This is a genomic window from Veillonella sp. 3_1_44, assembly GCF_000163715.1.
Taxonomy (GTDB): domain Bacteria; phylum Bacillota; class Negativicutes; order Veillonellales; family Veillonellaceae; genus Veillonella; species Veillonella parvula_A.
In genome coordinates this window covers 408,474-422,645 of sequence record NZ_GG770199.1, presented here as the reverse complement: position 1 = coordinate 422,645, position 14,172 = coordinate 408,474, and the positions used below count along the sequence as shown (strand labels likewise).

General features: G+C 38.5%; 13 protein-coding genes and 1 pseudogene. 13 read left to right on the top strand and 1 reads right to left on the bottom strand.

Annotated elements, in window-relative coordinates:
• Window positions 1–3: 3 nt before the first annotated feature.
• The 13 genes from gatA (at window position 4) to HMPREF0873_RS01900 (ending at window position 13,805) form a co-directional block, all read left to right on the top strand.
• The gene (gene gatA, locus HMPREF0873_RS01960; RefSeq protein ID WP_008714016.1) at window positions 4–1,464 is read left to right on the top strand and encodes an Asp-tRNA(Asn)/Glu-tRNA(Gln) amidotransferase subunit GatA; all 1,461 of its coding nucleotides are present in this window, start codon (window positions 4–6) and stop codon (window positions 1,462–1,464) included.
• Window positions 1,461–2,909, top strand: coding sequence for an Asp-tRNA(Asn)/Glu-tRNA(Gln) amidotransferase subunit GatB (gene gatB, locus HMPREF0873_RS01955; RefSeq protein WP_008714014.1), 1,449 nt, complete (start codon window positions 1,461–1,463; stop codon window positions 2,907–2,909). Before gatA ends, gatB begins: the two co-directional genes overlap by 4 nt.
• Window positions 2,910–3,077: 168 nt before the next feature.
• Window positions 3,078–3,494 carry a hypothetical protein gene (locus HMPREF0873_RS01950; protein ID WP_008714012.1) on the top strand — a complete coding sequence of 139 codons (417 nt, stop codon included), beginning with the start codon at window positions 3,078–3,080 and terminating at the stop codon, window positions 3,492–3,494.
• A 63-nt stretch (window positions 3,495–3,557) separates the two neighbouring features.
• Window positions 3,558–5,396, top strand: coding sequence for a B12-binding domain-containing radical SAM protein (locus HMPREF0873_RS01945; protein ID WP_008714010.1), 1,839 nt, complete (start codon window positions 3,558–3,560; stop codon window positions 5,394–5,396).
• Between the two features lie 108 nt (window positions 5,397–5,504).
• Window positions 5,505–6,470, top strand: a complete 966-nt coding sequence (locus tag HMPREF0873_RS01940) for a TIGR01212 family radical SAM protein (protein WP_008714007.1) — start codon at window positions 5,505–5,507, stop codon at window positions 6,468–6,470.
• An 8-nt stretch (window positions 6,471–6,478) separates the two neighbouring features.
• Window positions 6,479–7,492, top strand: a complete 1,014-nt coding sequence (locus HMPREF0873_RS01935; RefSeq protein WP_008714005.1) for a PhoH family protein — start codon at window positions 6,479–6,481, stop codon at window positions 7,490–7,492.
• A 2-nt stretch (window positions 7,493–7,494) separates the two neighbouring features.
• On the top strand, window positions 7,495–7,971 hold the full coding sequence (gene ybeY, locus HMPREF0873_RS01930; RefSeq protein ID WP_008714003.1) for an rRNA maturation RNase YbeY: 477 nt from the start codon (window positions 7,495–7,497) through the stop codon (window positions 7,969–7,971).
• Complete coding sequence (era, locus tag HMPREF0873_RS01925) at window positions 7,964–8,863, top strand: GTPase Era (RefSeq protein WP_038125376.1); 900 nt, start codon at window positions 7,964–7,966, stop codon at window positions 8,861–8,863. The genes ybeY and era overlap by 8 nt, the downstream gene beginning before the upstream one ends.
• 54 nt (window positions 8,864–8,917) lie before the next feature.
• A complete protein-coding gene (locus HMPREF0873_RS01920; RefSeq protein ID WP_004695947.1) occupies window positions 8,918–10,249 on the top strand; it encodes a hemolysin family protein in 1,332 nt (443 codons plus the stop codon).
• Window positions 10,236–10,940: a DNA repair protein RecO gene (locus HMPREF0873_RS01915; RefSeq protein WP_008713997.1), complete on the top strand. Its 705-nt coding sequence runs from the start codon at window positions 10,236–10,238 to the stop codon at window positions 10,938–10,940. The genes HMPREF0873_RS01920 and HMPREF0873_RS01915 overlap by 14 nt, the downstream gene beginning before the upstream one ends.
• A gap of 172 nt (window positions 10,941–11,112) precedes the next feature.
• The gene (locus HMPREF0873_RS01910; protein WP_232191988.1) at window positions 11,113–11,907 is read left to right on the top strand and encodes a DUF3100 domain-containing protein; all 795 of its coding nucleotides are present in this window, start codon (window positions 11,113–11,115) and stop codon (window positions 11,905–11,907) included.
• Window positions 11,900–12,361 (top strand): hypothetical protein, encoded by a 462-nt coding sequence (locus HMPREF0873_RS01905; RefSeq protein ID WP_038125372.1) that lies wholly within the window; start codon window positions 11,900–11,902, stop codon window positions 12,359–12,361. Before HMPREF0873_RS01910 ends, HMPREF0873_RS01905 begins: the two co-directional genes overlap by 8 nt.
• Before the next feature lie 124 nt (window positions 12,362–12,485).
• Entirely contained in the window at window positions 12,486–13,805 is a 1,320-nt protein-coding gene (locus HMPREF0873_RS01900; RefSeq protein ID WP_008713995.1) for an amidohydrolase, read from the top strand.
• A 225-nt stretch (window positions 13,806–14,030) separates the two neighbouring features.
• Here HMPREF0873_RS01900 and HMPREF0873_RS09850 read toward each other — a convergent pair.
• Window positions 14,031–14,172: pseudogene (locus tag HMPREF0873_RS09850) on the bottom strand (IS200/IS605 family transposase); the annotation flags it as partial.

Genomic DNA, 14,172 nt, shown 5'->3' with positions numbered 1-14,172 from the left:
GCTGTGGCAACAATTCATGAATTACACAAGAAACTAGTGAATAAAGAAATCAGCGCTGTTGAATTGACGAATGCTGTTATTGCACATAAAGCGAAAGTGGAACCGACTGTACATGCGTACTTATCCGATTCTCATGATCGTGCTTTGGCTACAGCTAAGCTTGTAGATGAAGCAATTGCTAAAGGTGATGCTATTTCCCCATTGGCAGGTATTCCTGGTGCAATTAAAGATAATATTTGTATTAAAGATGAACCTGCAACATGTGCATCTAAAATGTTGGAAAACTTTGTGCCTCCATACAATGCATCAGTTATTGAACGTTTACAAGACAATCATTACATTAGTCTTGGTAAACTTAATATGGATGAATTTGCTATGGGTGGCTCTACAGAGAACTCTGCATTAGCTAAAACATCTAATCCTTGGAATGCTGATTGCGTACCAGGCGGTTCTTCTGGCGGTAGTGCAGCAGCTGTATCCAGCGGGTCTGCTATTTGGGCTCTTGGCTCTGATACAGGTGGGTCTATTCGCCAACCAGCATCCTTCTGTGGCGTTGTAGGCTTAAAACCAACATACGGTAATGTATCTCGCTATGGCTTAATTGCTTTCGCATCCTCTTTGGATCAAATTGGACCTGTTACTCGAGATGTAACTGATGCCGCTTTAGTATTAAATGCAATCTCTGGTCACGATGCTAAAGATTCAACGTCCATTCCAGGCACTCGTGTAGACTACACTACAGCACTTGTAAATGATGTAAAAAATCTAAAAATTGGTGTACCAAAAGAATTCTTTGGTGAAGGTCTCAATAGCGAAGTTCGTAAAGCTGTGGAAGAAGCTATCGAAACATACAAAAAATTAGGTGCTGAAATCGTTGAGGTTTCCTTGCCTAATTCTAAATATGCATTGTCTGCATACTATATCATCGCATTGGCAGAAGCTAGCTCCAACTTGGCTCGTTATGACGGTGTAAGCTATGGTATGCGTGTACCTGCAGATAATTTAGTAGATATGTCTACTAAAACTCGGACAGAAGGTTTTGGTCCTGAAGTACAACGCCGTATCTTGTTAGGTACCTATGTATTGAGCGCTGGTTACTATGATGCTTATTATTTGAAAGCATTGAAAGTTCGTCGCCTTATTAAAAACGAATTTGACGAAGCATTCTCCAAGGTGGATTTGATTTTGACACCAACTGCACCTAATACATCCTACAAATTTGGTGAAAAAGCTAATGATCCATTGGCAATGTACTTAGAAGATATCTGTACAGTACCAGCAAATCTTGCAGGTATTCCAGGTATTAGCATCCCAGCAGGTATGAGTAGCAATAATTTGCCAATTGGCTTACAATTACTTGGCCCTGCTATGGGTGAAGAAACATTATTACGTGCTGCTTTCACATTTGAACAAGCACGTCCGGACTGTCAATTAGTAGCACCAACTGGGGAGGTTTCTCTATGAGTAGTAAATACGAAACAGTCGTTGGTTTAGAGGTTCATACAGAGCTTAAGACTAAGTCTAAAATCTTCTGTGGTTGTACCACTGAATTCGGCGGCGATCAAAATACACATGTATGCCCAGTATGCCTTGGCTTACCTGGTGCTATGCCTGTGTTAAATAAACAAGTAGTAGAATTTGCTATCAAAGTTGGTTTAGCATTGAATTGTGAAATCCTAAACTTTAATAAATTTGACCGTAAAAACTACTACTATCCTGATTTGCCTAAAAACTATCAAACATCTCAATATGATTTGCCAATTTGCTTAAATGGTCATTTGGACATTGAAGTAAATGGTGAAACTAAACGCATTGGTATTACGCGTATTCATATGGAAGAAGATGCAGGTAAACTCGTTCACAGTGGTAACACTATTTCCGATTCTAAATCTTCTAACGTTGACTACAACCGTACAGGTGTTCCTCTTCTTGAAATCGTATCTGAACCAGATATTCGTTCTGGTGCAGAAGCGAGAGCATATGTTGAAAAACTACGTTCCATCTTGCAATACTTAGAAGTATCTGACGGTCGTATGGAAGAAGGCTCCTTACGTGGTGATTGTAACGTATCCGTACGTTTGCGTGGTACTAAAGAGTTTGGTACACGTACAGAAACAAAGAACGTTAACTCCTTAACAGCTATTCAAAAGGTTGTTGAATACGAAGCCTTGCGTCAAGCTAAGTTGATCGAAGCTGGCGGTAAAGTAGATCAAGAAACACGTACTTGGGATGATGCTCAAGGCATTACTATTGGTATGCGTAAGAAAGATGAAGAAAACGATTACCGTTACTTCCCTGAACCAGACTTGGTACCAATTGTGATTACGGACGAAAAAATCGAAGAAGTACGTCGTGCGTTGCCTGAATTGCAAGATGCTAAGATTGAACGCTTTGTATCTGAATATGGTTTGTCTCGTGAAGACGCAACAATCCTTACTGTATCTCGTAAAACTGCAGATTTCTTAGATGCTACTGTAAAAGCAGGTGCAGATGCTAAGACTGTGGCTAACTGGATGCTTGGTGACTTGTCCAAGATGATTAATGAAAGTGGTTTAACATTCGCTGAATCTAAAGTAAGCCCAGAAAACTTGGCTGGTATGATTGCTCTTATCGATAAAGGTACAATCTCTGGTAAAATTGCGAAAAAAGTTATCGTATCTATGTGGGAATCCGGCAAGGATGCTGATACTATCGTAAAAGAAGAAGGTCTTGTTCAAATCACAGATACTGGTGCTATTGAAGAAATCGTTAAGCAAGTTATTGCTAATAATCCACAACCAGTGGCAGATTTCAAAGGTGGCAATGGTAAGGCTATTGGTTTCTTAGTAGGTCAAGTTATGAAAGAATCTAAAGGCCGTGCTAACCCAGGTATGGTAAATCAATTGCTTCAAAAATACTTGAAAGACTAATTTGCCCGTTAGCCTATAGTCACATAAAGTAATACAAACAAAAATATCCCCTATAGATATATGAATTTATATCTATAGGGGATATTTATTTGCATTTTTATCAGAAAAATATGATATAATAAGTTGTATAAAATTAATTATTCTTTTGGTCATATAAAGGACGTAACGATGTCTGATCAACACAATACAAATAACAATCAAAATACATATAGAAATAATGAACGTAGCGATAGCTTTGGTAGTAATGCTCACTTCGGAGAGCCAAATACACGAGTATTATCTGATGATGAACGCCGTGACTTTGATGGTGTAACTATTGAAGAGGTAGGAGACTCTGTTCATGTGGACTCTACACCTAGTAATATGAATGAAGAGTATCAACGCAGTGAAGAGTACAATCAATATGGCCCTCATGTTAAGGTGTATAGCTTTAATAGTACAAGCTGGCTTAGTCGCATCATTTTGATTATCATATTAGCTGTTGTTTTAGCAGCTGTTGTATTCTTCGGTGGCATTATCCTCTCTGTAGTAGGGGTTGTCATTTTAGTGGGTGCTATTGTTTCCTTTATCTTTGGGCTCTTTTAATGGTATAATATGTGTATTATGACTAGACGGTGGCTGAGCCATTCGATGATATAAAGGGGACCTATGAACGTAGTTTTATCCACATTAAACTCAAAATTTATACATTCTTCTCTGGCTTTGCGTTATCTCAAAGCGTATGGGCAGGCTCACGGACAGGCATACGATATAGTAGAATATACTATTAATATGCCTGTTTTACATATTCTTAGCGATATTACAGAGCGCAATATAGATGTATTGGGCTTTGCTTGTTATATCTGGAATATTGAGATGACTTTACATGTAGTAGACATGGTGAAAGCTGTGCGACCAGATATTAAAATTATTTTAGGTGGGCCGGAGGTGTCTTTCACAGCCGATGAAATCTTAAATCGTTGTGTTGCTGTGGACTATGTCGTACAAGGTGAGGGGGAAGAAGCTTTTTATCAACTTATTAGTGCACTAATCGCTGGCAAGGATGGCTTAGAAGAGCAGATTCCTGGCGTACGTGGTCGCCACATTTCTGGCCGACTCCTGGGCTCTACTGATACGGTGGAGGTAAAAGATCTGAGTACTATACCATTCCCATATGTAGAAGAGGATATGATAGATTTAGAACATAAAATCATCTACTATGAATCCTCTCGAGGGTGCCCATTCTCTTGTCAGTACTGTTTATCTGGCAATAAAAATACAGTTCGCTTTTTCCCGCAGGAAAGAACTTTTAAAGAACTACAGTGGTTTATCGATCATAAGGTAAAACAAGTTAAATTTGTTGATAGAACTTTTAACTGTGCGCCACATCATCATCGACCTATGATGGAATTCATGTGTGATGCCGATACGGAGACGAATTTCCATCTAGAAATGGAACCAGAGCTAATGACGGAATGGGAAACAAATATTCTCTGTGAAACACCACCAGGCCGTATTCAAATTGAGGTAGGGGTTCAAAGTACACATAAGAAAACCTTAGATGCTATTAATCGATATAATGATTGGCCGTATATTCAAAAGGCTATTCGCCCTATTATTGAAGCAGGCCGAACTCATGTGCACATGGATTTAATTGTAGGCCTGCCTTACGAGAATAAACAGCGGTTTGGATTATCCTTTAATGATCTTTTTAGTTTACAGCCACATGCGTTACAAATTGGATTTTTAAAACTGTTAAAAGGTTCTGGTGTACGCCGTATGGAGGAGTATCAATATATTAGTGATCCCTTAGCGCCATATGAGGTATTAAGTACTCACGTGCTCCCTTATAGAGATATACGCTTCTTAAAACACTTTGAAGATGTCTTTGAACGCTTTTATAATAGTGAACGATTTAGAACTGTGTTTGGCTATATTGGTAGTAAGCTTATAAAAGAACATACTGATACATCTATAACTGGGGAAGATACAGAAACTAATCATGTACCATTTATGAAAAAGTATGATCCTTCTAAAGTGGAGACAAAAAACGATGCCTTTTCTTATTTTTGTGACATGACACAAGCTTGGCTCGATGCAGGTAATCATAAGATTAATTTGAAAGATATAGATCAAATAGAGTTCTTATACAATTTTTTCTTGTCTAAAGGTGATACAGTAGCTGCCGAATTATTACAATATGATACACTCGTTAGCTATCGTGGTAAGGTCCGCAGTGAAGCCGTAGGTTTACCAAAACAGACAAAAGAACTTTTACAAGAAGGGGAAGCATTCTGGCGCAATGAAGAAATTGCATCTCAGTATATCCCTAACTATACATTTAAAGAGTGGCGCAAAATTCGCCAACAATATGTAGAAATGCCTATGTCTGAAGATACGGCTAAAGTGTTAGGTATAGAGAATGTACCAAATGTACCTTTTACAGTTGTAATCGACGTAAATAAAGAGGTAAAACCTTTTATACGTCCTGATGTAGAGGCTTGTTAGTAATATAAAAATAGTTTATCTAATTTTTTATAATCAAAAGATTAGAGAATTTATGATAGTTGAAATATTACATAATAAGCGATGATTGGTTAGTTTAATAGGAGTGTTATGACCGATACAACGAGACCAAAACGATACCGCATGGTATCTAAATATTATAAAGAAACATATGGGGAAAAGGTTTATAAATTACCTGTAGCACTACCCTTGACCTGTCCAAACCGAGATGGTTCGGCTGGTGTTGGAGGCTGTACTTTTTGTGGTGAAATTGGCGCGGGCTACGAAAATCGTCCTGCCTGGATGACTGTGCGCATGCAATTAGAGGAAAACATTGCTCACATAGGACCTAAATATAAAGCAAAGAAGTTCATCCCTTATTACCAAAACTTTAGTAATACCTACTTGAATCTTGATGATTTTAAAAGCTATATTGAACAAGGTTGTATCGATGAAGCCGTGGGCATTGCTATTGCAACAAGACCCGATTGTATTGCCGATGAATATCTTGAGATATTAGCTGATATTAGGGATCGCTTTCATAAGGATATCTATATTGAGCTAGGTCTTCAAACGGTTAACTATGATACATTAGAGAAAATTAATCGCGGTCATGATTTAGCACAGTTTATTGATGCCGTATTACGGATTAAGCGATATGGATTTAACATAACTACTCATATGATAGTTAATTTACCATGGGATACAATGAAGGATACAATCGAAGGGGCTCGTATTTTATCTGCACTCGGTGTTGATCAAGTGAAACTACATGCTTTGTATATTGTAAAAGATACATTGATGGCCAAGTGGTATCAAGAGGGGCAGTTTACTTTAATTAGTGCGGAAGAATATGCTGATCGGGTTGTTAATTTTGTACGTCATTTACATCCTGACATTGTATTGCAGCGTCTTGTAGGGAGAGCACCTGAAGATAATACGCTTTTTACAAACTGGTCTATGGGTTGGTGGCGCGTACAAGATTTAATTGATGATAAACTAGACGAACTAGATGCTCATCAAGGTGATCTCTGTGATTACCTAAATGGTAAAGCAGTTCGTAAATTTATAGATTAGGAGGTTGTATGAGCGAACAAGTATTTACATTTCCTACATATGACCTAGCACAATCCATACTAGGTCAACATAATCGATATCTGCATATGATGCTTGAAGTCATCTCTGCAGATGTAGTGGCACGAGGTGATACGGTAGTTATAAAGGGTGATGAAAAACACGTAGAGGCTCTTTATCGCACTTTAGAAGAACTAGTATTTCTTTACCGTGAAGGTAGTACCATAACTGAGTCTCAAGTGCGTATTGCAGCCAAACTCGTGGCTAATGGTAAAGCTGATGCCGTACATACTATGTTTAAGGATACTTTATCCGTTAATATGCGCGGTAAAAATATTACGCCTAAAACGGAAGGTCAAAAATACTATGTAGATAGTATCCGAAAAAATACCATTACTTTTGGTATTGGTCCTGCTGGTACAGGTAAAACATTCCTAGCCGTAGCGTTAGCTGCATTCTATTTAAAAAACCGCAATGTAGATAAAATTATTTTGACTCGTCCTGCTGTAGAGGCTGGTGAACGGTTAGGCTTCCTACCTGGTGAATTACAAGACAAGGTTGATCCTTATTTAAGACCTCTTTATGATGCATTACATGAAATGTTTGGTATCGAGCAAGTACAACGTTTTATGGAACGTGGTACTATCGAGGTAGCACCACTAGCGTATATGCGTGGCCGTACATTGGAAAATGCCTTCGTCATTCTCGATGAGGCTCAAAATACGACGGCAGAGCAGATGAAAATGTTCCTAACTCGTCTAGGTAACAACTCTAAAATGGTAGTCAACGGTGATAAGACACAAATTGACTTACCTCCACGTGTTGTGTCTGGCCTCGGCGAGGCTGAAAAGGTATTGCGTCATGTGCATGGTATTAATATGGTTTACTTTAGCGATCAAGACGTTGTTCGTCACGATTTAGTAGGTCGCATTGTAAAAGCTTACGATGCATATCACGAACGTAAGTTAGCTGGTGAGACTACAGAATCTAACGCAGTATCCAAAGAGAATGTAGCGAAAGGATAAGCATGTATATACACATTAGCTATGATGAAGGAATTCAAGAGGATTCCAATATTGAGGCTGTTATACGCAAGGTCTGCGATGAAGTGAGTCGCGTATATGGCCTCGATGAAGATGAAATGAGTATTTTACTCTGCAATAATGCTAAAATTCATGAGCTTAATAAGGAATATCGAGGCATCGATAGACCAACGGATGTATTGTCCTTTGCCCTCAATGAAGGGGATGATTACGAAGGTAGTGAAGAGGAACATCACTTACTTGGTGATATGATTATTTCCTTAGAGCGTACTCGTGAACAAGCTATTGAATATGGACATAGTTTTGAACGGGAATTAGCATATTTAACGACTCACAGTTGCTTACATATTTTAGGTTATGACCATATGAACGACGAAGATAAAAAAGAGATGCGCACAGAGGAAGAATTTATCCTAGGTAATTTGGGTTATGTGCGGGAGGATGCACCATATAATGAATAAGAACGAACATTTTAAATCAGGCTTTGTTGCCGTTGTAGGCCGCCCTAATGTGGGTAAATCTACCTTAATCAACGCTCTTATTGGCGATAAGATTGCTATCGTATCCGATAAGGCTCAAACAACGCGTAACCGTATCATTTGTGTATATACGGATGAATCCAAACAAATCGTATTTATGGATACACCTGGTGTGCATAAACCTAAGCACAAGTTAGGCGAATTCATGGTAGATGCTGCTATTGAGTCCTTAAAAGAAACGGAAGCCGTTTTATTTGTCGTAGCAGGCAATGAAAAACGTGGTCCTGGGGATAATTTTATTATTGAACAATTGAAACGTGTAAAGGTTCCTGTATTTTTGGTAGTCAACAAAATTGATACACTCAAAAAAGAAGAACTTTTAGAAGCAATCGTTTTTTATCAAGATGCATATCCTTTTGCAGGTGTAATTCCTATTTCTGCAAAAGATAAAGAAAACTTATCTGAAATTCTTAAGGTTCTAGAAGAAACATTGCCGGAAGGTCCGCAATATTTCCCAGAAGATATGATTACGGATCAACCGGAACGCCTTATTATTTCCGATATCGTTCGTGAAAAAATCTTGTTAGCTACACGAGATGAGATTCCTCATGCTATCGCTGTAGACGTAGATGAAATGAAAACACGTGATGATGGTACTACCTATATCCGCGCTACAATCTACTGTGAAAGAGACTCGCAAAAGGGTATTATCATCGGTAAAAAAGGTGCTTTGTTAAAACAACTTGGCGCTGAAGCGCGCGCAGACATTCAAAAGCTATTAGCTACAAAGGTGTACTTGGACCTTTGGGTTAAAGTAAAAAAAGATTGGCGAAATAAATCTGGTATGTTATCTGAACTTGGTTATAGAAAATAATTTGATATAATAAAAAGAAATAAGTGTTTCCATATTCATATGAAAGGAATAAAGATGGATAGTGTAGATGGCCTGTTACCCATAGGGTTTGGTCTGTTATGTATTTTTTTAATTAACTTTTTTGTGGTTGCAAAGTTCTCTTTTGCACGCCTTCGTAAAGAACATGTAGAGGATATGGACATCCTCTTGGAGAAGGATAGAGAATTTTTATTAAAGCTTTATCAAAATCCTGAGTATTTTTTAAATACTACACAGTTTTTGATTCTATTCTTTATTTTGGCCCTTGCAGGCACAGGTACTTTTGTATTCGATAATATTGTTGATCGTATAGTGGCGGTTCTTAACATTCATAGTACTTGGATGCATTTAGTGTTAGATATTATTCTATTACTATTAATTAGCTTAATTGTCCTAATTTTCGGTGAAATTGTACCTAAAGCATTGGGCTTATCCTTCCCTACAAAATATGTAAATACCTATAGCCGTATCGTAGTGGCTGCAGGTAAATTGGTGTATCCATTTATTTGGATTGCTAGTAAAATCTCCAATGTTATTTTAGGCTTTTACAAAACAAAATATTTAACAGAGCTTGACCTTGTGTACTCAGAGGAAGAAATTCGCATGATGATTTCTCGAAGCCACGAGGAAGGGCAATTGGACCAAGTAGAGTCTGAGTTAATCGATAATGTCTTTAACTTTGTAGATCGCATGGCGAAAGAGGTTATGGTGCCTCGTCAAGACGTAGACTGCGTATTCGTAGAAGATGGTTACGATGAAGCTATGAAGGTTATCCGCTCTAAAGTACATACACGTTATCCACTCTGTGTAGAGGATAAGGATCACATTATTGGCCTCGTTCATATTAAAGATTTAATGGAACGCCCTAATCAAGCCCGTAAGGATTTGCGCAATATTAAACGAGATATTCTTACTGTTCCAGAGGTAATGAAATTATCTACCTTGTTGCAATATATGAGAACGCGCCGTATTTATCTAGCTGTAGTAGTAGATGAATATGGTGGCATGGTAGGTCTTGTAGGCTTAGAAGATATTATAGAAGAGTTGGTTGGAGATATCCAAGACGAGCATGAGCCGCATTTACCAGCTACGATGTCCTATGCAGATGGTTCCTTCGAGTTTGATGGCAAGGTCCTTGTAGACGAAGTAGAAGAGATTATGAATATTGAAATTGATAATTCTGATTCTGATACAATTGGTGGCTATGTCTTTGGTTTATTAGAACGTACACCAATCGTAGGTGATACGGTGGATGCTCATGGTTATACCTTTGAAGTTACGCAAATGCAAGGATATCGTATCTCTCGCATTAAAGTAACACCTATACCAGTAGAGGAACCAACGGAAGAAGAAAATGAAGAAGCTTAATGGTGGTTTTAATACGCCAGCCATCGTTATTAGTCGAAAAAAGTATAAGTTGTATTCCGTATTTACATTTATTACGCCTAGCTTGGGACTTATTAAAGCATCGATTCCACATAAGCGTATGATGACCATGCGTAACAGTTCCTATTTACGTCCATTCAGTGCTATGTATATTACAGTCGTGCCTGATGGGGAGTATGTAAATGTGACGCAAATTGATGGATCCTATGTGGTGGAATCCTTAGATGTAAACCTCGATAATATTGCTTATGCAGCGGTAGCGAGTGAGCTCATTCAAGAGTTATTTGCCATGTATGACGTAGACCGTAAGGTCTTTGATACGGTAGTAAATTACTCAAAGCAAATTCGTCGTCGCAATGTACAATTGGGAACGATTATGCTTGGATGGCAATTATTATCCCTCGCAGGAATTGTGCCAAGTGCTAATGCTTTTACACAGCAAGATGGAATCGATCCATTTTGGTTGCAGGTACGAGAAACGACGAATCTTAGTATTTCTCGTTCTGTGAAAGCCGCATTACCTCAGATTCTCGCTTACCAGTGGGGTGAAGATACGCCTTTAGAACTTCCGAAAACAATATGGAAGGAATTTGAGAAGCTTTTATTCTCTTATTGTGAGCAAGAAATAGGTAAGCCATTACAAAGCGTTAAGTTTTTAAACTCTATAATTTAATGTGAAAAGCATCAATCATAGTATTGGTGCTTTTTCTATATTTATGGTTACATATGAAAAAATATAATACTAATAGACATATGTACATCTGTAGTTGACACTTTTAATAACAATTATTTATAATATAACAATGTTATATTATATGTTTTTATAGGAGGTCATTATGTAGCTTTTGGGAAATCTCAAAATACATTTTCTAGCGCTCGTACTAACTGTAGTCGCTGAATTTATAGGCATAAAAAAACTAGGTCCTGTTGTATTGTTGCCATTATTGTACACATTGATTCTAGGTTTATTAATTTCTATTCCTAAGTTTAAAATTCTTACGATTAAACAGATGGAAAAATCTGCCGATTATATCGGTATTGCCGTTATGATCTTAATGGTAAAAGTAGGACTTGGTATTGGTCCAAATCTTGGTATTCTTACAAGTGCTGGCTGGGCATTGTTATTACAAGAGTTTGGTCATTTCTTTGGTACGATTGTATTCGGTTTACCTATAGCTTTGTTAGTAGGTATGCGTCGAGAAGCAGTAGGTGCTTGTTACTCTGTAGACCGTGAGCCGAACGTAGCAATTATTATCGACAAATTTGGCTTTAGCTCTCCTGAGGGTCGTGGCGTTATGGGCATGTACATCTGTGGCGTTCTTATCGGTGCTATGTGGTCCTCCGTATTGGCTGGCATGTTGGCACAATCTGGTTGGTTTCATCCATTGGCATTAGCTATGGGCGCTGGCGTAGGTAGTGCTAGTATGATGGCGGCAGCTACAGCTCCAATCATTGCAGTATATCCAGATTATGAACAACAAATTATGGCTCTTGCTGGGGCTGCAAACTTGTTGACTACCGTTCTAGGCGTATACTTTGGCCTATTTGTTTCGTTACCAGTTATGGAGAAAACATACAACTTCTTTACAGGCCGTACCCGTGAACAAGACTTAGCAGAGGAGGCAGCAAATCATGAGTAAAAGTGAAAAATTAACACAATTTGTCATCGTTATTTGTATCGCTGCTATCATCACTGCAGTAGGTAACGTAATGGATGGTAAACATCTATTTAGCGATAGTTTAGTTGGCGTAGCTATCTTGGCAGTTCTTGCTACAATTGGTGCTTTAATCTCTAACTTGCCATATACTAATAAATTACCTATGGTATTCTGGGTATCTTTAGTTGGTGTTATTGCATCATTACCAGGTATGCCTGGCCAAGAATGGATTATAGCTAAAACTAGCCAAGTTACATTCCTTGCTACAACAACACCAGTACTTGCGTATGCAGGTTTATCCTTGGGTAAAGACCTAGGCGCTTTCCGTCGATTGTCTTGGCGCATTATTCCTGTTGCATTAGCTGTAACAGCAGGTACTTTCATCTGTGCAACAGCATTAGCCCAATTAGTACTTCATTTAGAAGGTTTAATTTAATACTAAATCATAATGTTAGATGTCTAAACTATGTTAAGATATACATATAGATTTATATTTTAGAAGATATCTATATATCATGATCGACCGTATTTTATACGGTCGATTTTATAAAGGAGATATTATGAGCCGTATGACAAAGGAAGAAGTAAAACAACGCGTATGTGAAGCTATTGTTAATGCACAACCATGTTTACGAGAATTGGCTGAATCTATTATGGCTGAACCTGAGTTGGGTTTTAAAGAGGTAAAAACCTCTAAAAAGGTTCAAGATATGTTTGATGAACTTGGCATTTCTTATACTACTGGTCATGCACTGACAGGTGTAAAAGGTAGAATGAAAGGCCGTGATAGCAAATATACGGTTGCAATGGTGGGGGAATTAGATGCCATTCTCTGTCCTCGCCATCCTCGTGCCGATGATTTAACAGGCGCCGCTCATTGCTGTGGTCATAATGTACAAATTACAAATATGTTTGCTGTCGCTATGGGCCTACAAGCTGTGATGGATCAACTCGCTGGGGATGTCGTATTATTTGCTGTCCCAGCAGAGGAAATGATTGAAATTGATTACCGCAATAAATTGCGTGAGCAAGGTAAGCTTAAATATATGGGTGGTAAGCAACAGCTCATCTATGAAGGAGTCTTCGACGATATTGATATGGCTATGCAAATGCATGTGGAGACAGCTAAAACTCCAGCTGGTGAAATGGGGCTAGGCAGCACCTCCAATGGTTTCGTATCTAAACTGATTGAGTATCATGGTAAGGTGGCTCATGCGGCCCAAGCACCCCATGAAGGCATCAATGCTCTTAATGCTGCTTTGATGGGGGTTATGGGGGTTAACTCCATTCGTGAAACTTTCAAAGAAAGCGATTATTTCAGATTCCACCCAATCATTAATCAAGGCGGTACATTGGTAAACTGTGTGCCTGATTATGTTCAAGTTGAAAGTTACGTACGCGCCTCTAATATTGAAGCTATTGTAGATGGTAACCATCGTGTGAACCGAGCATTAAAAGCCGGTGGCGATGCAGTAGGGGCCACATGTGTTATCCATGACCTACCTGGTTATTTACCGATGCGTAATGATGAATGTATGAATACTCTTTTACGAGAAAATTCAAATCCTATCTTTGGTGAAGCCAATGTATACCAAGGTCCACATATAACAGCTAGTACAGACATGGGGGACGTATCTCACCTGATGCCGGTCATCCATCCATGGGTTGGTTGTATCAGTGGTGTACTACACAGTGCGGAATATGAAATCTCTGTACCTGATGTAGCGTACATTAAAACAGCACAAGCCTTGGCTATGACAATCGTAGACTTACTATACGATGATGCAGCAGGTGCTAAAGATGTATTAGATAACTTTACTCCAGCCTTAAATAAAGAAACTTATATTGAACTCTTAGATCGCATTGCTAAGGGTGAATAGAATAAACCACCTATCGAAGATAAATTGATTATCTTTGGTAGGTGGTTTTACAGTTTAAACTCTCTATTGACTATCAAAATAATCATAACCACCCGTAGAACGGGTGGTTTGCTCTGACCCTATAAGGGTCTTTCTCTAGTGATGGCCCTCTAAAGAGGGCATTGAATGATCTGACAACCACTCTATTACCACTGGCTGCCCCCTACTCGGGGGCTTTTCTTTTGCCTATTTTACCGGCTCACCCGTAAACGGGTCGGTATACTCTTTAAAGTTTAATGTATCTTGTGCTATATCTTCTTGTAGTTGATTGCGAATATACTCTTTTATCGCCCCTTCATATCGTCCCACTGTATCCACATAATATCCT